General features: G+C 43.7%; 23 protein-coding genes. 12 read left to right on the top strand and 11 right to left on the bottom strand.

The genetic code is table 11. The features are described 5' to 3' along the window. Positions 1–69 precede the first annotated feature (69 nt). Together glmM and FEM55_RS18195 are read left to right on the top strand one after the other, a co-directional pair. Entirely contained in the window at positions 70–1,473 is a 1,404-nt protein-coding gene (glmM, locus tag FEM55_RS18190; protein ID WP_138282819.1) for a phosphoglucosamine mutase, read from the top strand. A gap of 122 nt (positions 1,474–1,595) precedes the next feature. Further along, the gene (locus FEM55_RS18195) at positions 1,596–2,744 is read left to right on the top strand and encodes a cysteine desulfurase family protein (RefSeq protein ID WP_138282820.1); all 1,149 of its coding nucleotides are present in this window, start codon (positions 1,596–1,598) and stop codon (positions 2,742–2,744) included. Between the two features lie 18 nt (positions 2,745–2,762). Here FEM55_RS18195 and hemH read toward each other — a convergent pair whose 3' ends face one another. From hemH to FEM55_RS18225, 6 genes are all read right to left on the bottom strand, one after another. Continuing rightward, complete coding sequence (gene hemH / locus FEM55_RS18200; protein WP_138282821.1) at positions 2,763–3,833, bottom strand: ferrochelatase; 1,071 nt, start codon at positions 3,831–3,833, stop codon at positions 2,763–2,765. A gap of 90 nt (positions 3,834–3,923) precedes the next feature. Next, positions 3,924–4,871 (bottom strand): N-acetylornithine carbamoyltransferase, encoded by a 948-nt coding sequence (locus FEM55_RS18205; protein ID WP_138282822.1) that lies wholly within the window; start codon positions 4,869–4,871, stop codon positions 3,924–3,926. A gap of 75 nt (positions 4,872–4,946) precedes the next feature. After that, the gene (locus FEM55_RS18210) at positions 4,947–6,083 is read right to left on the bottom strand and encodes an aspartate aminotransferase family protein (protein WP_138282823.1); all 1,137 of its coding nucleotides are present in this window, start codon (positions 6,081–6,083) and stop codon (positions 4,947–4,949) included. A 40-nt stretch (positions 6,084–6,123) separates the two neighbouring features. Further along, the gene (gene argC, locus FEM55_RS18215; protein ID WP_138282824.1) at positions 6,124–7,131 is read right to left on the bottom strand and encodes an N-acetyl-gamma-glutamyl-phosphate reductase; all 1,008 of its coding nucleotides are present in this window, start codon (positions 7,129–7,131) and stop codon (positions 6,124–6,126) included. Between the two features lie 31 nt (positions 7,132–7,162). After that, positions 7,163–8,365, bottom strand: coding sequence for an argininosuccinate synthase (locus FEM55_RS18220; RefSeq protein WP_138282825.1), 1,203 nt, complete (start codon positions 8,363–8,365; stop codon positions 7,163–7,165). 132 nt (positions 8,366–8,497) lie between these two features. Further along, positions 8,498–9,202, bottom strand: coding sequence for a GNAT family N-acetyltransferase (locus tag FEM55_RS18225; RefSeq protein WP_138282826.1), 705 nt, complete (start codon positions 9,200–9,202; stop codon positions 8,498–8,500). A 337-nt stretch (positions 9,203–9,539) separates the two neighbouring features. On the opposite strand from FEM55_RS18225, the gene aat reads away from it, so the two are divergent. From aat to FEM55_RS18250, 5 genes are all read left to right on the top strand, one after another. Next, positions 9,540–10,151 (top strand): leucyl/phenylalanyl-tRNA--protein transferase, encoded by a 612-nt coding sequence (aat, locus tag FEM55_RS18230; RefSeq protein WP_138282827.1) that lies wholly within the window; start codon positions 9,540–9,542, stop codon positions 10,149–10,151. 127 nt (positions 10,152–10,278) lie between these two features. Next, a complete protein-coding gene (gene proB, locus FEM55_RS18235) occupies positions 10,279–11,310 on the top strand; it encodes a glutamate 5-kinase (RefSeq protein ID WP_138282828.1) in 1,032 nt (343 codons plus the stop codon). After that, positions 11,310–12,560 carry a glutamate-5-semialdehyde dehydrogenase gene (locus FEM55_RS18240; protein ID WP_138282829.1) on the top strand — a complete coding sequence of 417 codons (1,251 nt, stop codon included), beginning with the start codon at positions 11,310–11,312 and terminating at the stop codon, positions 12,558–12,560. Before proB ends, FEM55_RS18240 begins: the two co-directional genes overlap by 1 nt. Then, on the top strand, positions 12,554–13,636 hold the full coding sequence (locus FEM55_RS18245) for a M20 family metallo-hydrolase (protein WP_138282830.1): 1,083 nt from the start codon (positions 12,554–12,556) through the stop codon (positions 13,634–13,636). Before FEM55_RS18240 ends, FEM55_RS18245 begins: the two co-directional genes overlap by 7 nt. Positions 13,637–13,677: 41 nt before the next feature. Continuing rightward, on the top strand, positions 13,678–14,505 hold the full coding sequence (locus FEM55_RS18250) for an enoyl-CoA hydratase/isomerase family protein (protein WP_138282831.1): 828 nt from the start codon (positions 13,678–13,680) through the stop codon (positions 14,503–14,505). 24 nt (positions 14,506–14,529) lie between these two features. On the opposite strand, the gene FEM55_RS18255 is transcribed toward FEM55_RS18250, so the two are convergent. The 3 genes from FEM55_RS18255 to FEM55_RS18265 all read right to left on the bottom strand — a co-directional run bounded on the left by FEM55_RS18255 (position 14,530) and on the right by FEM55_RS18265 (position 17,534). After that, positions 14,530–16,092 (bottom strand): Rne/Rng family ribonuclease, encoded by a 1,563-nt coding sequence (locus tag FEM55_RS18255; RefSeq protein ID WP_171036603.1) that lies wholly within the window; start codon positions 16,090–16,092, stop codon positions 14,530–14,532. Between the two features lie 261 nt (positions 16,093–16,353). Next, a complete protein-coding gene (locus tag FEM55_RS18260) occupies positions 16,354–17,199 on the bottom strand; it encodes a tetratricopeptide repeat protein (RefSeq protein WP_138282832.1) in 846 nt (281 codons plus the stop codon). Between the two features lie 29 nt (positions 17,200–17,228). Next, positions 17,229–17,534: an HU family DNA-binding protein gene (locus FEM55_RS18265; protein WP_015813879.1), complete on the bottom strand. Its 306-nt coding sequence runs from the start codon at positions 17,532–17,534 to the stop codon at positions 17,229–17,231. A 159-nt stretch (positions 17,535–17,693) separates the two neighbouring features. Here FEM55_RS18265 and mutY point away from each other — a divergent pair, with 159 nt between their 5' ends. The 4 genes from mutY to guaB all read left to right on the top strand — a co-directional run bounded on the left by mutY (position 17,694) and on the right by guaB (position 22,451). After that, on the top strand, positions 17,694–18,773 hold the full coding sequence (gene mutY / locus FEM55_RS18270; RefSeq protein ID WP_138282833.1) for an A/G-specific adenine glycosylase: 1,080 nt from the start codon (positions 17,694–17,696) through the stop codon (positions 18,771–18,773). Between the two features lie 153 nt (positions 18,774–18,926). Continuing rightward, positions 18,927–19,400 carry a single-stranded DNA-binding protein gene (locus FEM55_RS18275; RefSeq protein WP_138282834.1) on the top strand — a complete coding sequence of 158 codons (474 nt, stop codon included), beginning with the start codon at positions 18,927–18,929 and terminating at the stop codon, positions 19,398–19,400. 143 nt (positions 19,401–19,543) lie between these two features. Next, positions 19,544–20,860 (top strand): transporter associated domain-containing protein, encoded by a 1,317-nt coding sequence (locus FEM55_RS18280; protein ID WP_138282835.1) that lies wholly within the window; start codon positions 19,544–19,546, stop codon positions 20,858–20,860. A 115-nt stretch (positions 20,861–20,975) separates the two neighbouring features. Then, the gene (gene guaB, locus FEM55_RS18285) at positions 20,976–22,451 is read left to right on the top strand and encodes an IMP dehydrogenase (RefSeq protein ID WP_138282836.1); all 1,476 of its coding nucleotides are present in this window, start codon (positions 20,976–20,978) and stop codon (positions 22,449–22,451) included. Positions 22,452–22,686: 235 nt separating this feature from the next. Here guaB and FEM55_RS18290 read toward each other — a convergent pair whose 3' ends face one another. Together FEM55_RS18290 and FEM55_RS18295 are read right to left on the bottom strand one after the other, a co-directional pair. Continuing rightward, positions 22,687–23,343 carry a DedA family protein gene (locus FEM55_RS18290; protein ID WP_138282837.1) on the bottom strand — a complete coding sequence of 219 codons (657 nt, stop codon included), beginning with the start codon at positions 23,341–23,343 and terminating at the stop codon, positions 22,687–22,689. Between the two features lie 41 nt (positions 23,344–23,384). After that, a complete protein-coding gene (locus tag FEM55_RS18295; RefSeq protein ID WP_138282838.1) occupies positions 23,385–24,179 on the bottom strand; it encodes a phosphosulfolactate synthase in 795 nt (264 codons plus the stop codon). Between the two features lie 181 nt (positions 24,180–24,360). Between FEM55_RS18295 and FEM55_RS18300 the strand changes: the two genes are divergently transcribed. Then, complete coding sequence (locus tag FEM55_RS18300; protein WP_138282839.1) at positions 24,361–24,828, top strand: PaaI family thioesterase; 468 nt, start codon at positions 24,361–24,363, stop codon at positions 24,826–24,828. Positions 24,829–24,832 lie beyond the last annotated feature (4 nt).

Here is a 24,832-nt window from a genome sequence, read left to right on the forward strand (position 1 = left end):
AAGAAAAACCGGCAGCAGAGAGGGAAATTTAGTATTTTTGCAACCAAACAAAAAGAGGAATTCTAGATCGTGACATTAATCAAATCTATCTCAGGAATCAGAGGTATTGTGGGTGGAAAATCGGGTGAGGCGCTGACTCCGATTGATGTTGTTAAATTTTCAGCGGCATACGGAACCTGGCTCAGACGCACCAATCCACAGAATACCAAAGTGGTGATCGGAAGAGATGCAAGGTTATCGGGTGAAATGATCAGCCGGCTGGTAGCAGGTACATTGCAGGGCGTTGGACTGCATGTTATAGACCTTGGTCTTTCTACTACGCCGACCGTAGAAATTGCAGTTATTGCCGAGGCAGCAGCAGGCGGAATTATTCTTACAGCAAGTCACAATCCTATTCAATGGAACGCACTTAAACTTCTGAATCATGACGGCGAATTTATTTCAGAGTCCGAAGGCGAAGAAGTTTTAAGAATCGCTGACCAGGAAGATTTCGTATTTGCAGATGTTAAAAAACTGGGAAGTTACAGTTCAGATGATACCTATATTCAGAAACATCTGGATCAGGTACTTGCACTTCCTTTGGTTGATGTTGACGCGATCAGAAATGCCAATTTCCGAATTGTTGTTGATGCCGTAAATTCCACAGGCGGCTTTATCGTACCCATGTTGCTGGAAGCACTTGGTGTTTCTCCAAAAAATATAAAAAAGCTCAACTGCGAGCCTACCGGAAACTTTGCCCATAACCCGGAACCGCTTCCGGAGCATCTCCGTGAAATCAGTAAAGAATTAAAGGACGGATCATTTAACCTCGGAATTGTTGTGGACCCGGATGTGGACCGTCTTGCGCTGATGTGTGAAGACGGAAGTCCGTTCGGAGAAGAATATACACTTGTGGCCGTAGCCGATTATGTACTTAAAAATACGCCCGGAAATACGGTTTCCAACTTGTCATCCACAGCTGCATTGAAGGATGTTACCCTAAAAGCCGGTGGAAAATACTTTGCTTCGGCAGTTGGTGAAGTCAATGTCGTGAATGCAATGAAGGAAAACAATGCCGTTATCGGCGGAGAAGGAAACGGCGGCATCATTTATCCGGAAAGCCATTATGGCCGGGATGCGTTGGTGGGAATTGCATTGTTCCTTTCTCATCTGGCCAAGTTCGGCAAAACGGCTTCAGTCCTGCGCAGGTCTTATCCAAACTATTATATTTCAAAAAATAAAATTGAACTCACGCCTGAAATTAATGTTGATAACATATTGAGCCGCATTCAGGCCAGGTATTCCAAACAACCGCTGAATACCATAGATGGCGTCCGCATTGAATTCGACCGCGAATGGGTGCATTTACGAAAATCCAATACAGAGCCGATCATCAGAATATACTCCGAATCGGAAACGCAGACTACCGCTACGAACCTTGCCAACAAGATTATTTCTGACATCAAGGAAATTATCTCGGAGCCCAAAAATTAACAGCAATCCGGTTTTATGACCGCATATTGTAAAATACTTTCACCCGTTCCGCGGGTGATTTTTGTTAAAATGAAGTTACACTTTGGTTTCATGCCATTGTTTGACTTATTAAATTATTGAGTATGAAAGCTTACCTCGATAATGCTGCCACTACCCGCCTTGATCCGGAAGTACTGGAAGTAATGTTACCAATCATGACGGAGCAATACGGCAATCCGTCCTCCATTCATTCACAGGGACGTGCAGCACGTTCAGCAATAGAAAGAGCAAGAAAGAGTATTGCAGGTATTCTGAATGCAGCGCCTGCTGAAATATTCTTTACTTCAGGCGGTACCGAAGCAGATAATACGGCAATCCGTTCCAGTATTGAAACACTCGGGCTGAAACATGCCATTACTTCCCGAATCGAGCACCATGCCGTTCTGCATACGCTTGAACATCTTCATAAAACAGGCCAGATCCAGCTTAGTTATGTGGATATCAATGAAAAAGGGGAAGTAGATCTTGAGCATCTGGAAACATTGCTGGCTGCAAATCCGCGTTCACTTGTTTCCCTGATGCACGGCAACAATGAAATCGGCAATCTGCTCGACCTGGATACAGCAGGAGCAATCTGTGAAAAACATAATGCGGTTTTTCACTGCGATACGGTACAGACAATGGGTCATTATAAACATGATCTGCAGCAATTGAAAACCAATTTTATTGTTGGCGCAGCGCATAAATTCAACGGTCCGAAAGGAGTAGGGTTTTTATACGTAAGGCCGGGCATCAAGATAGTGCCGTTTGTACATGGAGGTGCTCAGGAACGCAATATGCGGGGCGGAACAGAGAATATTTACGGAATTGTCGGTCTTGCCAAGGCGCTGGAAATTGCTTATCGTGACATGGACTCGCATGAAAAGCACATCAAAGGTCTTAAAGCACGCATGATTGAAAAACTGCGCGGGAATATTGAAGGCGTTACTTTCAATGGCAATTCGGCCGATCTTGATAAAAGCCTTTATACAGTTCTGAATGTAAGTCTTCCGCCTTCTGAAATCAGCGATATGCTGCTGTTTAATCTGGATATTGCCGGAATTGCCGTGTCTGGCGGCAGCGCCTGTTCGAGCGGAACGGAAATTGGTTCGCATGTGCTGAACGAGCTTCAGATTGATCCGGACCGCGCCAATGTTCGTTTTTCATTTGGCAAATACAATACTGAAGAAGAAATAGATTATGCTGTAAATACGCTTGCGGCATTGTACCGCAAAGAAAGCATCGCTCTGTAAAACGTAAATCCGGCTGTATTATACAGCCGGATTTTTAATCATATCTTCCAGCGCTTCAATCCAGATGTCGCTGTCGTTCAGGCTTTCTACAAGCTGCCAGTGAATGCCGCCTTCTTTTTCAAAAATTTCTTTATATTCTTCACCCACTTCAATCGTCGTTTCCAGACAGTCGGAAACAAAAGCCGGGGAAAATGCCAGTGCATTTTTTACGCCTTTTTTGGTCAGTTCAGGAATTACTTCATCCGTGTAGGGCTTGATCCATGGATTTTTGCCAAGCCTTGACTGGAAACAGGTTGTGTATTTCCCTTCTGGAATCCCGAGTCCTTTCACCAAAAGCCGTGTGGTTTCAAAACATTGTGCACGGTAACAATGCTGGTTTCTGTGATCAAGCTGATTGCAGCAGCTTCCAAACTGACAAAAACTTCCCGTGACGTCACCTTTGGTAATTTGTCTTTCAGGCAAACCGTGATAACTGAATACGAAATGATCGTATTCACGTTCAGCCATGTATTTCTTGCCTAAATCCACAAAACCCTGAATGAACTTGGGATGATCTAAAAAGCGGTTTACAAAACGAATTTCAGGAAGCACTTCCCAGTCCTGCACAACACGCATGACTTCTTTGTAAACCGAACCCGTTGAGGCAGACGCATATTGTGGAAAAAACGGCACTACAATAATTTCAGAAAGGCATTGTTTTCTTAATTCTTTCAAACCGTTTTCAATGCTCGGGCTTTGGTAACGCATGGCAAGTTCCACGACATAATCGTTACCAAGCACTTTCTGGAGTTTGTCTTTTACCGAATAGCCATAGATTTTCAGCGGAGAACCGTCAGGCCGCCAGAGCTGCTTGTACACTTTTGCAGATTTCGGAGCGCGAAACGGCGCAATAATCAGATTGATAAGCATCCATCTGTTCAGATAAGGAATATCTATAACCCTTTCATCCATTAAAAACTGACGCAGGTATTTACGTACGTCAGGAACAGAAGGCGTATCCGGCGTTCCCAGATTTACAATCAGAACGCCCGTTTTATGAATTGATTTTTTAGTCGTTCTTAGAGGCTGAGTCAGTGTTTCGGTACTCATTACAAGTATTGGTTTCAGGTATTTTGAAGATGCTGATTTAATATTAACTGCATCCTGATCTTTAAAAGTTCGTTTGCGGAATTGCAATTACTACAATTCCAGCAACACTTCGCGAAGTACAGCCTGCGCAGACCATTCACGGTTTGCCGCTTGTTCAATAACAAGCGATCTCGGGCCGTCCAGCACTTCGTCGGCCACTTTCATATTGCGCCGTAAAGGCAGGCAATGCATAAATTTTCCATTGTCGGTCAAAGCCATCTTGGCTTCGGTAATCATCCAGGAAGGATCGCTGGTAAGTACTTGTCCGTAATGCTGGTATGACGACCAGTTTTTTCCATATACGAAATCGGCTCCTTCCAGTGCTTTGTCCTGATCATAAATAACCTGCCCTTTGCCGACGAATTCCGGTGCCAGATCGTAGCCTTCGGGATGCGTGATAACCAGCTCAACATCCATCGGGTTCATCCATTCGCAAAAAGAATTGGCAACGGCCTGCGGCAATGCCTTGAAATGCGGAAGCCATGTCAGCACAACTTTGGGGCGCTGTTTTATCTTGAATTCCTCAATGGTAATGCAGTCCGCAAGGGATTGCAGCGGATGCCTTGTCGCAGACTCCAGATTGATGATCGGAACGTCGGCATATTTTTTAAACTGCTCGAAAACAATTTCTGAGTAATCCTTTTCCCGATCCTGAAGACCCGCAAATGACCGGATTCCGATCATGTCGCAATAACTGCCGATTACCGCCGCCGCTTCTTTTACATGTTCCGCTTTATCACCGTTCATGATGACACCTTCTTCCATTTCCAGACCCCAGCCATCTTGTCCCACATTCATTGTAATCACGTTAAGCCCAAGATTCTGCGCCGCTTTTTGCGTGCTGATCCGGGTTCTCAAGCTTGAATTGAAAAACAGCAGTCCGATCGTTTTGTTTTTACCAAGCTCTATATTACTGAAAGGATCACGCTTTGCAGCGATGCCGTTTGTAATAAGCTGATTCAAGTCGGTTACGTCTTTTATGGAAAGAAAATGTTTCATCAGTTCAGATCAGTAGCAAAGTTCCGGATAGGTACCGTTCCTTTTTATATCAATATTCAGGTGTAATTATTAAATTCAAATGGCAGCAACCGATACTTCTTTTTTCAAAGCTTCGAGGAACATATCGGCTTCATTTTTGCCCAATGCCAGCGAAGGCAGCAACCGGATTGTATTTGCGCCGGCAACTCCTGTAAACATTTTATGTTCAAACAGCAGTTTGTTCCGTAAATCCTTCACTGCAAAATCATATTCTATTCCGATCATCAGCCCGCGTCCTCTCAACTCCTTGTATCCGCCGATTTCTTCAATTCCTTTAAAAAGGTAATTGCCAATTTCGGCTGCATTTTCCATCAGGTTTTCATTTTTCATAATATCCAGAACAGCAACGCCGGCGGCACATGCCAGGTGATTTCCGCCAAAAGTCGTTCCCAGCAAACCATAGCTTGCCTTGAATTTGGGAGAAATCAGAATTCCTCCGATCGGAAACCCGTTGCCCATTCCTTTTGCCATGGAAATAATATCCGCCTCAATGCCGCTGAACTGGAAAGAAAAGAACTTTCCGGTACGCCCGTAACCGCATTGTACGCTATCCATTATGAGAATAGCTCCGGTTTCATCGCATTTGCGTCTCAATGCCTGTAAAAACTCATCTGTACAAACATTGATTCCGCCAACACCCTGAATCCCTTCTACGATAACGGCACAAACTTCATCCGTAATGCCTTGTTCCAATGACTCAACATCGTTGAAAGGCAGAAAAGAAACATGCTTATTGTAATTTACCGGAGCAACAATGGATGGATTGTCCGTTGCAGCAACGGCACCTGCAGTACGTCCGTGAAAACTTTTTGTGAAGGAAACAACCTTTGTGCGTCCGTTATGGAAAGAAGCCAGTTTTAACGCATTTTCGTTGGCTTCCGCTCCCGAATTACATAGAAACAGCTTGTAATCAGGATATCCGGAAAGTGCGCCAAGTTTCTCAGCAAGTTCTTCCTGCAAGGATATTTTAACCGAATTGGAGTAAAAGCTTATTGCATGAAGCTGCTTGGTCAGCATTTCAACATAATAAGGGTGGCAATGGCCGACGGAAATAACAGCATGCCCGCCATACAGATCCAGGTATTTAGTCCCGTTCTGATCCCACAAATAGCTGCCCTGCGCCTTGACCGGCTCTATATCGTAAATAGGGTATACATCAAATAAATGTGACATTTCCGTTTGATTAAGATGTCTTCTGATTTTTACTTAATAATTAAAAAGCGGGTGCTTTCAGTCTCAATCCGGCATCTTCCGACAATCCGAAAAGCAGGTTTAAATTTTGTACAGCCTGTCCGGAAGCACCTTTTGTGAGATTGTCTATAATGCTTGTAATCAACAGCTTTCCATCATGAACTTCCAGGCTGATCAGGCATTTATTGGTATTAACAACCTGTTTCAGATCAACCGGCATATCACTTACATGCGTAAAAGGATGCGATGCGTAATAATCTTTGTACAGACTTTTTGCTTCTTCAATGGTGCCGCTGAAAGTCGTGTAAACATTGGCCATAATACCGCGCGTGTAATCGCCGCGGTATGGAATAAAATTAATGGCTTGATCAAATCCGTTCTGCAATTTCCCGACGCTCATGTTGATTTCGGTTAAATGCTGATGCGTGAACGCCTTATAAATCGAAACGTTGTTGTTCCGCCATGTAAAATGCGTTGTCGGGCTCAATGCCTGACCTGCGCCTGTACTTCCCGTAACTGCGCTGACATGAATTTCATCCTGAATCAATCCGGCACTTGCCAATGGAAGAATTGCCAGTTCTATACTTGTTGCGAAACAGCCGGGATTTGCAATTTTGGTCGCAGATTTTATTTTTTCTCTTTGCAGCTCCGGCAAACCATAAATAAATCCTTCCGATTCATTCCGGAAATCGGTACTTAGATCAATAATTTTTACAGCATCCGGAACGGAAAATTCGGACAGAAATTTTTTTGATTCGCCATGTCCGGAACAAAGGAAAATGGCATGAAGATCCGTTTCATTCAATAATGTCTGAATATCATTTACAGTAAAAACCAGTTCTGTATCGCCCAGAAGATCCGTATGCGTTGCATAAACCGGTTTTCCAGCCTGACTTTTACTATGTGCAAAAGCGATTTTTACATTCGGATGATTAATCAGAATCCGGATCAGTTCCCCGCCTGTATATCCCGCCGCACCAATTATTCCTATGTTGATAGGATTTGCAATGTTATTTATTAATGAGTCCATGGATTAAACTTGTTTAAAAATTGTAACTCATTTAATCTTCTGCAGACTCACTTACTTTCTGGAAAATCATCACTTGGTTGGAAGCTACTTTTGAGAACCCGCGCACGTCATCGCCGGTCCAGGCATTGTTCATTTCGCCGTAACTGCCAAATTTGGAGGACATCAGGTCAAACGGTGATTTGATTCCTTCCACATGAAAACGGTAGGGTGCCAGAAAAACATGAACTTTTCCCGTAACATGCGATTGCGTGTCCGTTAGGAAAGCTTCAATGTTGCGCATCACCGGTTCTACAAACTGACCTTTATGCAGCAGACTTCCGTACCAGTTTGAAAGTTGTTCTTTCCAGTAAAGCTGCTGCTCGCTTAGCACGTGTTTTTCAAGCGTATGATGCGCTTTAATGATGATCAATGGCGCAGCAGCTTCAAAGCCGACACGGCCTTTGATACCGATAATCGTATCGCCGACGTGAATATCTCGCCCGATTCCGAAAGGCTGCGCAATTGCTGCCAGCTTCTGAATGGCCTGAACCGGATTCTCGAAAGTCTCTCCAGCAACTGCTTTCAATTCGCCCTTTACAAATTCAAGCGTTATTTTTTCAGGCTCGGTTTTGGAAACCTGCGTAGGCCATGCCGATTCCGGCAGATATTGTTCAGAAGTCAGTGTTTCTTTTCCGCCAACGGAAGTTCCCCAAAGTCCTTTATTGATGCTGTAAGCTGCTTTCGCCCATTCGCGGCCGACGCCTTTATTGGTCAGATATTCGATTTCCGCTTCGCGGGAAAGTTTAAGGTCGCGGATCGGCGTTATAATTTCAGCTTCCGGAATGATGATGCGAAAAGCCATGTCAAAACGAACCTGATCGTTTCCGGCTCCGGTACTTCCGTGTGCAATGGCATTTGCGCCAATTTCTTTGGCGTATTCAGCAACGGCAACCGCCTGAAACACGCGTTCTGCACTTACGGAAAGCGGATACGTATTGTTTTTAAGAACATTTCCGAAGATCAGGTATTTAATGCAATCGTTATAATAATCGCTCGTCTTGGAAATCGTTGCATGTTTTTTTACGCCAAGAGCGTACGCATTGGCTTCAATCGTTCTTAGTTCTTCATCGGAAAAGCCGCCGGTATCCACCAGAACAGAATGAACTTCATAACCTTTATCCTCGGCTAAATATTTAACACAAAAGGAGGTATCTAATCCTCCGCTGAACGCTAATACTACTTTTGGCTGTGACATTATAAAAACGGGATTCTGTTAAATGCTGGAAATGGAACTACAAAGTAACAAAAAATACCTCGCTTCGGCTTGCTTTGGCTGCCGGGCGAGGTATTTAAAAGATATATAAAATCTGTAAATGAATGCGGTACTTTAATGTACGAGCACGGCCCCGGCGTTTTTCTTTTTGGCGCGTTCTTCCCTTCGCAATAAAATGCGTTGCTTGATACGCATCCAGCGCTCATAAAGGCTTGACTCTTTCAGGAAATCCCACGAGGTTTTTTCCACTTCCGGTTTTTTCTTTTCGTCCGGGTTGTACATCATTCCGGTGCAAAGGCAGTGCTTTCTGCCGGTACGCGTCAAAACATCATAATTCACGCAGCTTGCACAGCCTTTCCAGAACGCGTCGTCCGCAGGAAGTTCGCTGAATGTAACGGGTTCGTAACCCAGATCCGAATTGATTTTCATCACCGGCAAGCTCGTCGTAATACCAATAATTTTAGCATCCGGGTATTTGGTGCGCGACAATTCAAACGCTTTTTGCTTGATCGCCTTGGCCATGCCGCTGTTGCGGAAATCAGGATGTACGATAAGGCCCGAATTGGCTACGAACTTTCCGTGTTCCCACGTTTCTATATAGCAGAAACCAACCCATTCGCCGGTTTCCGTTGTTGCAATAATTGCTTTTCCTTCTACCATTTTCTCCATGATATAAACAGGAGAACGTTTGGCTATTCCGGTACCACGCTTTTTAGCGCTCTCTTCCATTTCTGCACAGATAATATCGGCAAAACGGAAATGATTTTCATTGGCAGTCTGAACGATAAACTTACTGCCCACTACTTCGGTATTTTTCATTGATGGCTACTCTGACAAAAATGTTCGAAACAATAATTAATATACCCAGAATAAAAACGATGGGACGTTTCAGGAATTATAAAGAAATAAGGGGTATAAAAGCTTTACCACGTAGGTAAAAGAAAATTATGCGGTCCGGGGGGACCTGAATCGGAAAGGCGTAGTATGAAGAACAGTATGTATGCCGTTGTTGTTCATTGATTTTGTTGTGTGTCGTAGTAAGGTGCAAATTTTGAAAAAAAAATTGTCACTCCAAAGAAACAGAAAATATATTTTTATGGTTCGTTTGATGCATTAATTTATAACAGCTGCCAAGAAATACTAACCAACTGCTTCAATGTCAGAGATTACAACCGATGATTTACTGTATGGATATATCAACGGCATATTCCCGATGGCTGAGGCAGACGGCACCATTTACTGGTATTCACCGGACCCAAGGGCCATTATTCCTATTGAAATCTATAAGCCTGCCAAATCATTGCGTCCGGTTCTGAATAAAAAACAGTTTGAAATAAGAGTAAACACCGATTTTGAAGGCGTCATGCGGGGATGCTCAGGGCCGCGAGCCGATGAATCCGGAACCTGGATTTCGGAAGAAATTATCGCTACGTATACCGCATTGCATCATATGGGCTTTGCACACAGTGTGGAAGCTTACCGGAACGGCAAGCTGGCGGGCGGGCTTTACGGTGTATCTATAAACGGTGCATTTTTCGGGGAATCCATGTTTTCGGCAGAGAGCAATGCTTCCAAGGTTGCATTTCATTATCTGATCCAGATCTTGCGTAAAAACCGGTTTGCTTTGCTGGATACCCAGTTCATGAATGACAATGTGCTGCGTTACGGCGCCGTTGAAATTCCCAGAAACACCTATCTTGAACTTTTGAAACAAGCCTTGAAACTGAAAATAAAATTCGACGGAAGCGTACCTGAAAACCCGTTCTGATTCAAATAATGCCGGTATAAAGCAGTAATGTATCCAATTTCATTCGAAATGATTTATTTTTAGCCCAAAATCGGCTTTCAAAAAGCATGTGCGGAACTTGCAGCATGCCATTATTTCAGATATTAAAGTGTCAAAACCAATACTAGTAATAAAGTTCGGTACAGCTTCTATTACACTTCCTTCCGGCGAGCCGGATATCCGGATCATTTCGGAAATAGCGCGCCAGGTTTCGGAAATTCATTCCGGCTATCGCATTATCATTGTTTCCTCCGGAGCGGTAGGTGCTGGAAAAGCATACATTCAGGATTACAAAGGCACGATGACGCAGCGAAAAGCTGCTGCTTCAGTCGGAAATCCGTTGCTTGTCGGGTTGTATGCGACGCACTTTGCGCCTAATAAAATATATATTGCACAAAGTCTTTGTGAAAGGCAGCATTTTGCAAACAGAAGTAAATTTCTTCAGTTAAAGGAAACGTTTGAAGAACTCTGGGAAAACAATATCATTCCGATTGTCAATGAAAATGACGTGGTTAGTGACCGTGAGCTGAAATTTTCGGATAATGACGAACTTGCCACTTTGCTGGCAGTCGGCTTCGGCGCGGAAATACTGATGTTCTGCACGTCGGTAGGCGGGCTTCTTGATGAGCAGGGGAAAATCTTGAGGAACGTATCCAATGTGAATGAAGTTTTTAAATTTGTAAGAACCGATAAATCATTCCTCGGACTTGGCGGAATGGCTTCCAAACTTACCTTTGCCAAACTTGCAGCGCGTATGGCAATCCGGGTTATTATTTTTGGAATGAACGGAAAGGATGAATTGCTGGAAGCATTGCAGGGAAATGCCGGTACGCTTATTCAGCCGGGGAAAAGTACATTATCCGCCCGCAACCGCTGGCTTGGAAGCGGAGGGCTCGTATCCGGCAGATTACAGATTGATGAAGGCGCTTCGAAGGCTTTGTTAAAAAGAAAAAGTCTTCTGGCAGTGGGCGTGACCGAAGTGGATGGTGATTTTGAATCCGGAGAAATCATCGAAATTTATTCGCACGAAAAAGAAATGATTGCCGTGGCAAGAGCGAGGGAAACTTCCTCGGCCATACGTGAAAACCTGAAAACACTGAATTTTGAAGTGGCGCATGCCAACGATATCGTTTTACTCTGATGGAATCTATCTTACCTCTTTTAAAAGAAACCAGAAATGCATCTGCCGCAGTTCGCCGTCTGTCGGACGGGCAGCGTTCCGAATTGCTTGTTGCGCTTTCTGAACTGGTTTTATCCAATACCGAAAACATCATCATGGAAAACCGGAAAGATCTTGCATTGATGGACGATGCCGACCCGAAAAAGGACCGGCTGCTTCTGAATGAAAAAAGAATAAAAGATCTGGCGCAGAGTCTGCGTGATGTAGCCGCACTGCCCGATCCTTCCGGCGATATTTTTCCTGAAAAAACGATTGAACAAGGGCTTTCTTTAAAGAAAATTGCCGTGCCGCTCGGCGTTGTGGGTGTCATTTACGAATCCCGCCCGAATGTAACGATTGATGTGGCTTCGCTTTGCCTGCGTTCTGCCAATGCATGCGTACTTAAAGGCGGAAAGGAAGCGCATTATTCCAATACATATCTGGTAAGTCTGATTCATAAAGCGCTAGAGCAGTTTAACATTCCGGCTGCGGCTGTCACGTTGTTGCCGACTGGTCGTGAATTTGTGGGCGAACTGCTCACAGCCACGCAATATGTAGATATCATTATTCCGCGTGGATCGGAAGGACTTATTAAATATGTTAGGCAAAATTCGCTTGTTCCGACGATTGAAACCGGAGCCGGCGTTTGTCATACGTATATTGAAAAAACAGGCGATCTGGATAAAGGAGTGCAGATTGTGGTCAATGCGAAAGTGTCGAAACCCTCGGCATGCAATGCGCTGGATACAATCCTTGTTGATCGCGAGGTCGCAGAAAGCTTTTTGCCGAAATTAAAAGAGGATTTTATCAAATGGAATGTGGAGGTTTTCGCAGATGAAACTTCTTATCAAATTCTGGAAAACGCAGGTTATCCGTACTTGCAAAAAGCACAACCGGACGATTTCGGAAGAGAATTTCTGGATTTCAAATGTTCGGTAAAAATTGTGGACGGATTGGACGATGCATTGAAAAATATCGAAATGTATTCTTCACGTCATTCCGAGGCTATTGTGTCCGAAGATGAACATGCAGTTGAAACATTCCTTAAAGAAGTGGATGCAGCTTCGGTTTACGCCAATGCTTCTACCCGTTTTACAGACGGCGGCGTTTTTGCACTTGGCGCGGAAATCGGGATTTCTACGCAGAAATTACATGCAAGAGGGCCGTTTGCGCTGGAAAAGCTCGTGACTGAAAAATGGATTGTAAAAGGGGACGGACAGGTAAGATGGTAATGACGCAGGAAAATTTAAAGTTGTACTCGGAAGAAGCAATTACGCTTTTAAAGCAGTTGATTGAATCGCCTTCGTTCAGCAGGGAAGAAACGCAGACTGCAGCATTGATTGTTGATTTTTTTACCAGGAAGAATATTCCTTTTCACACCAGGAAAAACAACATATGGGCTTATAACCTTCATTTTGATGAAAGAAAGCCTACGATTTTGCTGAATTCCCACCATGATACGGTAAAGCCCAATAAATCCTGGACGCTGGACCCTTTCAAAGCCATTACTGATGATGAAAAATTGTTTGGTTTGGGAAGTAATGATGCCGGAGGATGCCTTGTTTCACTGATTGCAACTTTTTGTCACTTTTATAATCGTGAAGATCTGCGTTATAATCTGGTTATGGCTGCAACGGCTGAAGAAGAAATATCCGGAAAAGACGGTTTGGAAATCGTCATTCCTGAACTGCCCGAAATTTCATTTGCTATCGTGGGCGAACCCACGGAAATGAACCTTGCAGTTGCTGAAAAAGGCTTGCTGGTGCTGGATTGTACAGCCAAAGGAAAATCCGGACATGCAGCAAGGGAAGAAGGAGAAAATGCCATTTATAAAGCACTGAATGATATTCAGTGGGTTTCAGATTTTCGTTTTCCGAAAGTTTCACCGACGCTGGGCCCGATCAAAATGTCGGTCACAATTATCAATGCGGGAACGCAGCATAATGTAGTGCCCGACGCCTGTACTTTCACGATTGATGTTAGGGTTACGGAACAATATTCGCTTGAAGAAATAATTGAAGTGATTCAGAACAATATTCAGTCTGAGGTTTCCGCGAGATCAATCCGGCTGCGTCCGTCCAGCATTCCGATGGAACATCCGATTGTTCAGGAAGGCTTGAAGCTCGGCCGGACTGCTTACGGTTCGCCAACAACTTCCGATCAGGCTCTACTGGATTGTCCGTCGTTGAAAATGGGACCCGGTCATTCAGCACGATCGCATAGTGCAGATGAATTTATTTATCTCCGGGAAATAGAAGAAGGCATTGCGCAGTATATAAAAATGCTGGAACAGGTTACCGCAGATTAAGGAAATTATCTTTTATTTAAACTGAAAGACAATTAATTGCCATGCGATTTTACACAGAAGAAGACGTTCGGTCATTTGATGCTGCCAGATTTTTATATATTAAAACTTCTCTGGCGGATCACACTTTTACCATAACGCTGAACCGGCCGCACAAGCGCAATGCGTTCACTCCTTCCATGGCTGCCGAAATTACTTTTGCGCTGGCCTTTGCACATTATCACAGCGATGTAAGGTGCATTATCATCAATGCAGAAGGACCTGTTTTCTGCGCCGGAGCTGACCTGAATGCCTTTCATGACTTAGCCGCGGATACAGAAAACACTTCCTTGCCGGCTGCGCGTGAAGAAATAAGGCTCGGAGATGCCTTTGCCGAATTGCTGAAACCAAGCATTGCACAAGTGGAAGGCGCTGTTATTGCGGGAGGATTTCTGATGGTTTGCGGCTGCACATTCGTAGTTTGTACCAATGAATGCACTTTCAGTCTGCCGGAAGTAAAACGCGGCATATGGCCGATGCAGGTTATGGCTTCATTGCTGAACATTATTCCGCCCAGAAAGATACTGGAAATGGCAATAACCGGTAAATCCTACAATGCCGATGAAGCTTTTCAGGCAGGACTTGTTACTTCAGTTACAGAAAAGGAAAGTATTGCTGAACACGTAAAAACGCTTGCAACAGAAATTTGCCGGAATGCACCTTTGGCCATTCAGTCGGGAATGAAAGCACTGACAAAATTAAGGAATATTCCTCCAAATGAGCAGCATGCTTTTCTTAAAGCACAACTGGATCATTTGCTTCAAACGGAAGATGCAAGAGAAGGCACACGGGCTTTCAAAGAAAAAAGAACTCCTGTCTGGAAAGGTAAATAGCAACGCCGACTTTCAAATGCCGTTCTAGTTTCCGGGAACAATCTCTATTTCTTCTCCGTACTGATTATGGAATTTGAAATCCACAACGCCAAGAGACGAGTCTTTAATCAGCTTAACCCATGTTTTGTAACGAAAAAGCCATTTCACCTGTTCTGAAATCAGCCCTTTTGTAAAGTAGGAGTGAAGGAAGGGATGAAGTGAAATTGTGATTCCCCGCTCGTTCTGCTTGGTCAGAATATAATCCAGATTGTTGGCAATCACATCCGATACAAGAATACTAGCCTGAATCGTACCCGTTCCGCCACAAGTAGGGCAGGTTTCACGCGTTACGATATTCATTTCCGGCCGTACGCGCTGGCGTGTAATTTGCAGCAGGCCGAATTTTGAAAGCGGAAGGATCGTGTATTTCGAACGGTCGCCTTTCATTTCATCGCGCATGATATCAAAAAGCGTACGTTTGTTTTCCGCTTTTTTCATGTCGATAAAATCCACGACGATAATTCCGCCCATATCGCGAAGACGCAGTTGTCTGGCAATTTCTTTGGCTGCCTCCACATTCACGCTTAAAGCAGTAGCTTCCTGATCTTCTTCCGAATTGGACTTATTTCCGCTGTTAACGTCAATAACGTGTAAAGCTTCGGTATGTTCAATGATCAGATAACCGCCGTTTGGCAAGCTTACAGAACGTCCGAACAAGGATTTGATCTGTTTTTCCAGACCGAATTGTTCGAAGATCTTGTTTTTGCCATTATGTAACCTGAGAATGTTTTCCTTGTCCGGCGCAATGTTGTGAATATAGGCTTTGATGTCGTCGTAAACCTCTTTTGAATCCACAGTAATGCTGTCAAAAGATTCATTAAGCATGTCACGGATAATGGAAGAGGCACGATTCATTTCACCGATTACGCGGTCGCGCGGCTTGGCATCACGAAGGTTTTTAATACCGTTTTCCCATTTATCAAGGCAATCCTGCAAATCCTTGTTCAGTTCGTCCACATCTTTTCCGGTCGCAACGGTGCGGATGATTACACCGAAATTGGCCGGCTTGATGGACGACATCAGGCGCTGTAACCGGTTTCTTTCCTGTTTATCCGTAATCTTTTTGGAAAGGTTTACAGAATTGGAAAAAGGAACCAGTACAATGTAACGGCCTGCTATGGAAATATCACAGGACAGACGCGGGCCTTTTGTAGAGATAGGCTCTTTGACGATCTGTACAAGAATCGGCTGATTCTTTGAAAGGACTTTATCAATTTTTCCAAGCTTTTCAATTTCAGGTTCCATCTTGAAATTGTTCAGTTTGCCTGAATTGACACGCTTGGAAATTACATCCTTTGTAAGCTTGTTGAGAGAATTGATGTTAGGCCCTAAATCCAGATAATGCAGAAACGCATCTTTTTCAAATCCGACATCCACAAACGCGGCATTCAGCCCCGCGACCAGCTTTCTGACCGTACCAAGATAAATATCCCCGACGGTAAAGCTCTGATCCGGTGTTTCGACGTGATATTCTAAAAGACGTTTATCCTGCAAAAGGGCTATACGTTCTCCCTTTTGAGTAGAATTGATTAGTAATTCGTTACTCAATGTTCAACCAACTGAATGGCTATATAATGTTGATAATTAACCTCCCGCATTTCAAGACTGAAAGGGGCAATACATACGAGGTGAAGAAGGCATGACCGGATTTTTTGTCAAAATCCGGTCATGATTATTATTTCTTCTTATGTCTGTTTTTTCTAAGGCGTTTCTTTCTCTTGTGAGTGGAAATCTTATGTCTTTTTCTTTTCTTTCCGCAAGGCATAACTTGTGTCGTTTATAAATAAAAAATGATTTTCTTATTTCTGTTTATCCATTATTCATCCGGTCTTCCAGTTCGCCGATAGCCTGTTGAATAACCGGATCTTTTTCTTCTTTTTTGACCTCCGACAGAATCTTACGCGCTTGTTCCTTATCGCCCAGTTCTACAAGAGTCAGCCCCAAATAGAATTTTGCTTTTGTATTGGCAGGGTTATTCGTTAAAATCTGTCTGAATCTGTCGGCAGCTTTGGAATACTGGTTGGACCGCATGGATAAAATCCCCAGATTGAACAATGCAAGTTCATTGGTAGGATCCGTATCAATGACTTCGCGCAGCATCAGAATACCCTGCATGGGATTTTCTGTATTTACGTAAGTCATAGCCATGTTGGCTTTTGCAGCGAGTAAGCCAGGATTCTGGTCAATTGCTTTCTGGTAATATTCCCGGGTTTTAGCGCCGAGATTTTTTGCTTTCTGATCATCCACTGCAAAACCGTATGCTTCGTAATAACGATCGCCGGTTCTTACAAGATTGTCAATGGTCGGAGATAAAAGGGTAACTTTCTCTGCGTAGAAAGCGGCACTGTCAAATTTCTGAAGTTCTGCAAATTTATCGGACAACTTCAATCCGGCCGTTATCTTTTCTTTTTCACCCGCCTGAATGAAGCCACTTCTGAGCTGATCGACTATTTTCTGCTGATCCGGTGATAAAGTGGCTCCATCATGCGACTGCGGAGATGTTTCCGGAGCAGATGGTTTTGCAGCTGCGGCCGTCTGGCTTCTCTCTTTGTCCATTTCTTTTCCTTTTGTATTCACAACAACCTTGGGAAGGCTGAAAAGCGTTCCAACCAGCGCTACTGCAAATACACATGAAAGTAAAATAGACTTTTTCATACTTTTATAACCTACGCCTTTTCAGGGAATTACTTTTCAGCGACTGCTTTCAGTTTGTCACTTTCCTTAACTTGCTCAACAAAAACTTTTGCAGGCTTGAAGCTTGGCACAAAATGCTCATCGATAATCATTGAAGTTCCCTTCGAAATATTACGGGCAACCTTACGCGCACGCTTTTTATTAATGAAACTACCGAAACCTCTTACATAAAGGTTCTCACCATCAGAAAGGGAGTCCTTTACTACGGTGAAAAACGATTCTAGCGTTTGTTGAACATCGCCCTTGTCTACACCTGTTTTCTCAGAAATCTGTGCGATTACGTCTGCCTTAGTCACTTTGATTGTTTACTTTAAGTGGATATTATTTCATTTATTTACTTGCTCCTCTGAAATTTGGGAACACAAAGGTACGGTAATTTTACCAGAATTTAAAAGAATGGCATTTTCATTTTTTTTCTAAATGGTTAAAAAACAGCGTACATAAGTACAAACATTATGGTACCAGATCATTTTCAGGTAATTGATTTTAATAAAAAACTTAAATCTTGGTATCTCAAAAACCATCGTCCGCTGCTCTGGCGACAGACTACCGACCCGTATAAAATATGGTTGTCTGAAATAATTTTACAGCAGACACGCGTGGCACATGGAACTCCGTATTATGAGAAATTCCTGCATCATTATCCGACTGTATTCGACCTGGCCAATGCGGATGAGCGCGATGTGCTGCGGCTCTGGCAGGGACTTGGCTATTACTCAAGAGCAAGAAACATGCATTTTACAGCAAGGCAGATTGTGAATGAATACGGAGGCAGATTTCCTGAAACGGCTGCAAAACTGTCAAAGCTGAAAGGGCTTGGAAACTACACTGCAGCCGCCATTGCTTCCTTTGCTTTCGGCGAAGCAGTTGCTGCCATCGACGGCAATGTATACCGCGTTATGTCGAGAATTTTCGGAATTCAGTCGGACATGCTGAGCAATGAAGGTAAAAAGGAGTTTGCAGCGCTGGCAAAAGAGCTTGTTTCACATGAAGATCCGGCAACCTATAACCAGGCCATGATCGAGTTCGGTGCTATCCAGTGTGTGCCCGTATCGCCGGATTGTTCCGTTTGTCCTTTTAATGACATCTGTTATGCATATGCGTTTAAAATGCAGAATCAGCTTCCGGTTAAATCCAAAAAAGGAGCTGTAAAAAAGCGTTTCTTTAATTATTTCATCATTCAGAAAGGAGAAAAGCTTGCCCTTAGGGAAAGAACTGCAAAGGATATCTGGAAAGGGCTTTACGACTTCTTTCTTGTAGAATCCGCAAAGCCGCTCGTCTCACCTGAAGATTTTGCCGGTTATAAAACGCTGAATGAACTGTCGCAAACAGGCATCATCAGGGAAATACCTAAAGAATACATCCACGTACTTTCACATCAGAAGCTGCATGTGCATTTCTGGTGGATCACAGTTCCGCTGGAAAAAAGTCCGGATTTGCCTGAAAACCTTGCATTTTACTCAAAAGAAGAAGTGGAAGAACTGCCAAAACCGATCCTGATCGATACCGTTTTGAAAGAAGTGCATTATTTGTAAAAGAATCCGGATATTGTTTATGCCGGTATCATTTCACATCTATAAAGTATTTTTACAGGATTCATTCGTTTAAAATTGGTAGGAAGGTATAAAAAGCTTTCGGATCCGTTATCTTTAAAATCTGTTTTTAAAAATCATTGACAATCAGAAATCATGGCAGGAAGTGTTAATAAAGTAATTTTAATAGGAAATCTGGGAAGTGATCCCGAAGTAAGATACCTCGAAAGCGGATCGGCAGTGGCTAAATTCAACATTGCTACGACGGAATCGTATACCAATAAAAACGGCGAAAGAGTTGACAATACCGAATGGCACCGGATTGAACTGTGGGAAGGGCTTGCCAAAGTGGCCGAAAAATATCTTAAAAAAGGGAATCAGGTTTATATCGAAGGCCGTATCCGTACCGATAGCTGGACTGACAAGGAAGGACAGCAAAGAACCGGAATAACCATTCGTGCCAACAGCATGACTTTACTCGGCGGCCCGGCCGGCTCCGGCGCAGGAACCGACCCGAATCAGGGTTATACCCAATCATTAGCGCCAAGAAGCAGTCAGCCTGCGCGTTCATCCGATCCGATTCCGCCGGCACTGGCAGCAGGCAACGATGACGATGATTTGCCGTTCTGATATATAACATTCCTGTTTATGAAAGCGGTTCTGCCCGGAAAAATGCTTATTTCAATTTTTGAAACTATTTGGAATAATATTTATGAGCAGAATCGCTACATTTAAACAAATGAAAGTTTGTTGTAAACTTTTCCTGACATTTCGTGAAAGAATCAACTGAAAGTGACGATCCTCTCGCCCGAACGCGTACGGGGATTTCATATCCCCGAAAATGTACGCAAGCTGTATTAGCCGGAGTCATCATACCCACTGATTTTCTGGCTCCATACGACCTTATTCTTATCATTGTTTTCTTCTTTATTTCTGTTTTTCTTTCGGGTGTACGGGCCGCCTATGCTGCTTCCGGGGCAATGGAAAATCCATGGGAACGCAAAAACGAATCCGTTAGCAACGTTCCAAGCCGGATTCAGCAATTGGCACTTTCATTGGTTCAGCGAGCGGTTACATTGCTTGCGTTGTTGCTGGCTGCAAGACTTTTCTGGCTGCAATTTCAAAACAGTACAACGGAGCTGCTTCACTGGATTGCAATCGGCAGCATTGCTGTCTGGGTTTGGCTGGATGCAGTTGTACGGTATAACTGTGCGCGGCGAGCCAACGAACTTATTCCCAGAATTGCAGGAACAACACAGTTTCTGATCAAAATCTGTCGTCCGCTTACTCAGCCGATCATGAACCTTGGCTATTCTTTTGGCGTGCTTACTCCGGAAGGTGCCGACATTTCAACGGAAATGCTGGAAGCCAAAGCGGAAAGCGAAGAAGAAACGGACCTTTTAAGAGGACTTGCCAATTTCAGGCAGACGAACGCCAAAAAAGCCATGCAGGCGCGGCTGCATATTACCGCTTTTGATATTGAACTGGATTTTCATGAGCTGATGGATAAGATCAATAAATCCGGTTATTCGCGCGTTCCCGTTTTCCGTGATGATCTCGACCATATTGAAGGAATTCTGAACGTAAAGGATTTGCTGCCGCATATTCATCTGGACGAGCATTTTCAATGGCAGAAACTTTTACGGCCTGTCTATTTTATTCCGGAAAGCAAGCACCTCGACGATCTGATGAAAGATTTCCAGAACCGCCGTGTGCATATGGCCATTGTTGTGGATGAATACGGCGGAACCAGCGGCCTCATTACGCTGGAAGATATCATAGAGGAAATCTTTGGCGATATCAACGATGAATACGATGAAGATGAAGAAGTAAATTACACGCAGGTTGATGACAATACATACGTTTTTGAGGGAAAAGTACTCATTAACGATCTTTGCAGAATCCTGAACCTTGAAACGGACTATTTTGATGAAGTCCGCGGAAACAGCGAATCGCTGGCGGGCCTGCTGCTGGAACTGTTTTCAAGATTGCCGCGTACAGGAGAAATTGCCGTTCACAGGGAAATCACTTTTAAAGTACAATCGGCTGACAAGAAAAGGATCAAGAAAGTGAGGGTGCTGGTTTCCTGAATTTTGCCGCTTTGAAAAACTTTGCCAAGAATATTTATCGGGAAAGTGCAATTTATTTTATTTACTGCAAACTTCTTCATAATTTTGCCCGGCAAATAACAATCGTTTATTTGCTATGAGCACAGAGCTATCCAAAGTCCTCCTTGAGGCACTCACTTACGACGACGTTCTTCTAATACCTGGTTATTCAGAGATCCTGCCTCGCAATACAACAACAAAAACCAAACTTACCCGTAACATTGAGCTGAACGTTCCCCTGGTTTCTGCAGCAATGGATACTGTAACTGAATTTGACCTTGCTATTGCCATGGCGCAGGAAGGTGGAATCGGTATTATTCACAAAAATATGAGCCTTGAAGCTCAGGCGGAGCAGGTGCGGAAGGTAAAACGTTCGGAAAGCGGAATGATTCTCGACCCGATTACACTTTCAGATACTGCAACGTTAGGCGATGCGCATCAGATCATGCGTGAGTTCAAAATCGGCGGTATTCCGGTTATTGACAAAGATCACAAGCTTATCGGTATTCTGACAAACAGGGATCTTCGTTTTGAAAAAGAAATGTCAAAATCTGTAACCGAAATCATGACCAAGGAAAAGCTGATTACAGCATCCGAAGGTTTGTCGTTGGACGACGCGGAAAAAATCCTGCAGGAATACAAAATTGAAAAGCTTCCGATTGTAGATGCTGAGTATCGCCTTACCGGCTTGATCACTTACAAAGATATACTCAAACGCAAATCGCACCCGAATGCGTGCAAGGATGAATACGGAAGGCTGCGCGTTGGAGCAGCAGTAGGCGTAACGCATGATTTGTTGAAAAGAGTGGAAGCACTGGTAAAAGCCGGAGTGGATGTCATCAGCCTTGATACGGCGCACGGCCATTCTTTTGGTGTAATTGAAGCTTTGAAATCTGTAAAACAGCACTTCCCGAAACTGGACGTAATTGCAGGGAATGTAGCAACCGGCGAAGGTGCAAAAGCACTTGCAGAAGCCGGCGCGGACGCAGTGAAAGTAGGAGTGGGACCGGGAAGTATCTGCACAACACGGATCATTGCCGGTATCGGGGTGCCGCAGCTTACGGCCGTTATGTGGGCGGCCGAGGCGCTGAAAGGCACAGACGTTCCTGTGATTGCCGATGGCGGAATCCGTTTTTCAGGTGATATTACAAAGGCTTTGGCCGGCGGTGCAAGTACAATCATGATCGGTTCCATGCTGGCCGGAAGCGATGAAGCGCCGGGCGAAATCGTCATTTATGAAGGACGGAAGTTCAAGGCTTACCGCGGAATGGGATCCGTTGAAGCGATGGAAGACGGTTCCAAAGACCGGTATTTTCAGGATGCGGAAGATGATATCAAGAAGCTTGTTCCGGAAGGAATTGTCGGACGGGTTCCGTTTAAAGGGAAAGTATCGGAAATCGTTTATCAAATGGTTGGTGGGCTGAAAGCCGGAATGGGTTATTGCGGTGCTTCCAATATTACCGAATTGCAAAAGGCACAATTTGTAAAAATAACTTCTGCCGGAGTAAAAGAAAGTCATCCGCACGATGTCATGATCCAGAAAGAAGCACCAAATTACTCTTCGAAATCATAGTAAGCTGTTGGCTATTAGCTTTTAGCGGTTAGCTCTTGGCTTTTAGCTGTTAGCGTACATTTTATTTGGCTAGACGCTAACGGCCAAGAGCTTTCAACAAATAAAAACAAAAAACTGCCGGCTCTGAGCTGGCAGTTTTTTTATCCTGACAAGAAAAGAGCTGTTAACGCATAGTTAACAGCTCTTTTTAATTACGATATAAATAGGTCAATTTATACAGCTAACAGCCAAACGCCTACGCAGCAGTCGGTTTTGTAAAGCGGCTTTTAAAATACTGAAAGATCATTGGAAGAATAGAGAATCCGATAATACCGAAAATAACCAGCTCGAAATTCTTTTTAACAATTTCCATATTGCCAAAGAAAAAGCCAAGCAATGTAAGCGATGGAACCCACAAAACGGCTCCTATGACGCAATAGACAATGTATTTTGAATAATTCATACTTCCGGCACCGGCTACGAACGGAGCAACTGTACGCACAATCGGAATGAATCGTGCCATGATTACAGTGCTTCCGCCATGCTTTTCATAAAATGCCTCGGTTTTTTCAAGGTATTCTCTTTTCAGGAATAATATACGCTCCCGTTTCTTGATTTCTCCGCCAAACTTTTTACCCATAAAGTAATTGACATTGTCGCCCAGAAGCGCCGCAATGATCAGTACAATGATGATCAGCCAGACATTCAGGCCGGTTCCCTGATTAGCCGCAATGGCTCCGGCAGCGAATAACAGTGAATCGCCCGGCAGCAAAGGCATGATTACAAGTCCGGTTTCAGTAAAAACAATCAGGAACAGAATGACATAAGTAAGCGTGCCGTATTGTTCCACGATATTGAACAAATGCTTGTCCAGATGAAGAAAAAAATCAATGAACTGCGTTAAAAATTCCATAGCTAATTTAATTTAACAAGTCTGTATTTAAGTATGTGATATTATTTGGAATCGATTTTCCACTTTTGCTTGGTTTTTGTATTCAGGAAGTGATTAAAAGTATCTCCACGCAGTCCCAAACGGATTGTTTCAAGCGGAATGAGTTCACTCGGGGCAATATTTCCTAAATTTACATTGGCGCCCAGAAGTTTTACAAACCAGACTTGCTGCGATTTCTGAGGTGCTTCCCAGAGCATGTCCTCAAAAGCGATTTCGGTCAGGATTTCTTCAACAAGTCCTTGCCGTACTTCACCGCTTGCCCTGAACAAACCTACATTTCCGGATTCTCTGGCTTCGCCGATTACTTTCCATGCGCCTGCCTGAAGTTCCGATTTGATCAGCTGAATCCATTTGTAAGGCGGAATGATCTTGTTTTCATCCTTTGAGCCTACTTCGGAAAGTACGGTCACCTGCTTGGAAAGCGTATGGATATATTCACATTTGACATCCTGCGCCATTTCAATGGAACCGTCGGAAACTTCCGCATATTTCAGATCGTATTTGTCAAGCAGCTTTCGGTAATCGTCAAACTGGTTTCTTACAACAAAGGCTTCAAACAACGTTCCGCCAAAATAAACGGGAATGTTGGCGCTTTTGTAAACAGCCAGTTTTTCATTCAGATTCGGAGTTACAAAAGAAGTGGCCCAGCCAAGCTTTACGATATCTATATAAGGCGATGCAGTGGAAATCATATCTTCTGTTTCCCTGATACTTAGTCCTTTATCCATTACCATGGTGATCCCCTTTTCCCTGGGTTTTTCAGTACGGACAGGAACTTGCGATAACGTAAAATTCATATATGAGTATGCTTTTATCTCTGGCAAAAACTCCGGCAAAGGTAGTAATTACCTTTGATACGTAGCAATAAAATCCATATCAATGACGGATTACCCTGTATCTTTCTGAGATAATTACTATTTTTATAATGTTGCCGTATAGAACGGTGACTTTTCAAACGTGCACATATCTAATTCCTTAATGGATTCTGAAAACAAAAGGATTGATTTCCTTAAGCAATTTATTGGAAAGCCGGCAAGCCAGGATTTTTCGCCGGTAGCCAACTGGTTGAACGGCAAGCTTATGGATGTAGGCATGGACTTCATGCAAATAGAATACGTCGTTCGGGAAGACATGTGCAATCCGATGCGGACGTTGCATGGCGGCATTGCAGCCACGATTCTGGATGACATCGTCGGCACGATGGTTTATGCAATGGGCCGGGAATTTGCATTTACTTCTGTAAACCTGAATTGTGACTTTCTGAACCCGGCCGTTCCCGGACAGGTTATCATTGCCAAATCCAAAGTGATCCGTTCGGGCAGAAACATCGTGCATGTGGAAGGGGAAATTGTCAGTACGGAAGGAAAAATCATTGCCAAATGTACGAGCAACCTCATTCAGACTTCTATCAAAATCCCGGACGTGCCTGCTGTTACTTTCAGGTAACATT

Source organism: Dyadobacter sediminis (genome assembly GCF_005860765.1).
GTDB classification, from domain to species: Bacteria; Bacteroidota; Bacteroidia; order Cytophagales; family Spirosomataceae; genus Dyadobacter; species Dyadobacter sediminis.

Excerpts from the sequence above, each read along its gene's own strand:
- FEM55_RS18225 (WP_138282826.1), bottom strand. The coding sequence starts at position 9,202 with ATGAAAAATACCGAAGTAGTGGGCAGTAAGTTTATCGTTCAGACTGCC.
- FEM55_RS18275 (WP_138282834.1), top strand. The coding sequence starts at position 18,927 with ATGGCAGGAAGTGTTAATAAAGTAATTTTAATAGGAAATCTGGGAAGT.
- argC (WP_138282824.1), bottom strand. The coding sequence starts at position 7,131 with ATGGACTCATTAATAAATAACATTGCAAATCCTATCAACATAGGAATA.
- FEM55_RS18295 (WP_138282838.1), bottom strand. The coding sequence starts at position 24,179 with ATGAATTTTACGTTATCGCAAGTTCCTGTCCGTACTGAAAAACCCAGG.
- FEM55_RS18205 (WP_138282822.1), bottom strand. The coding sequence starts at position 4,871 with ATGAAACATTTTCTTTCCATAAAAGACGTAACCGACTTGAATCAGCTT.
- FEM55_RS18300 (WP_138282839.1), top strand. The coding sequence starts at position 24,361 with ATGGATTCTGAAAACAAAAGGATTGATTTCCTTAAGCAATTTATTGGA.
- hemH (WP_138282821.1), bottom strand. The coding sequence starts at position 3,833 with ATGAGTACCGAAACACTGACTCAGCCTCTAAGAACGACTAAAAAATCA.
- FEM55_RS18260 (WP_138282832.1), bottom strand. The coding sequence starts at position 17,199 with ATGAAAAAGTCTATTTTACTTTCATGTGTATTTGCAGTAGCGCTGGTT.
- FEM55_RS18195 (WP_138282820.1), top strand. The coding sequence starts at position 1,596 with ATGAAAGCTTACCTCGATAATGCTGCCACTACCCGCCTTGATCCGGAA.
- FEM55_RS18210 (WP_138282823.1), bottom strand. The coding sequence starts at position 6,083 with ATGTCACATTTATTTGATGTATACCCTATTTACGATATAGAGCCGGTC.
- FEM55_RS18245 (WP_138282830.1), top strand. The coding sequence starts at position 12,554 with ATGGTAATGACGCAGGAAAATTTAAAGTTGTACTCGGAAGAAGCAATT.
- FEM55_RS18290 (WP_138282837.1), bottom strand. The coding sequence starts at position 23,343 with ATGGAATTTTTAACGCAGTTCATTGATTTTTTTCTTCATCTGGACAAG.
- FEM55_RS18240 (WP_138282829.1), top strand. The coding sequence starts at position 11,310 with ATGGAATCTATCTTACCTCTTTTAAAAGAAACCAGAAATGCATCTGCC.
- guaB (WP_138282836.1), top strand. The coding sequence starts at position 20,976 with ATGAGCACAGAGCTATCCAAAGTCCTCCTTGAGGCACTCACTTACGAC.
- aat (WP_138282827.1), top strand. The coding sequence starts at position 9,540 with ATGTCAGAGATTACAACCGATGATTTACTGTATGGATATATCAACGGC.
- FEM55_RS18220 (WP_138282825.1), bottom strand. The coding sequence starts at position 8,365 with ATGTCACAGCCAAAAGTAGTATTAGCGTTCAGCGGAGGATTAGATACC.
- mutY (WP_138282833.1), top strand. The coding sequence starts at position 17,694 with ATGGTACCAGATCATTTTCAGGTAATTGATTTTAATAAAAAACTTAAA.
- FEM55_RS18250 (WP_138282831.1), top strand. The coding sequence starts at position 13,678 with ATGCGATTTTACACAGAAGAAGACGTTCGGTCATTTGATGCTGCCAGA.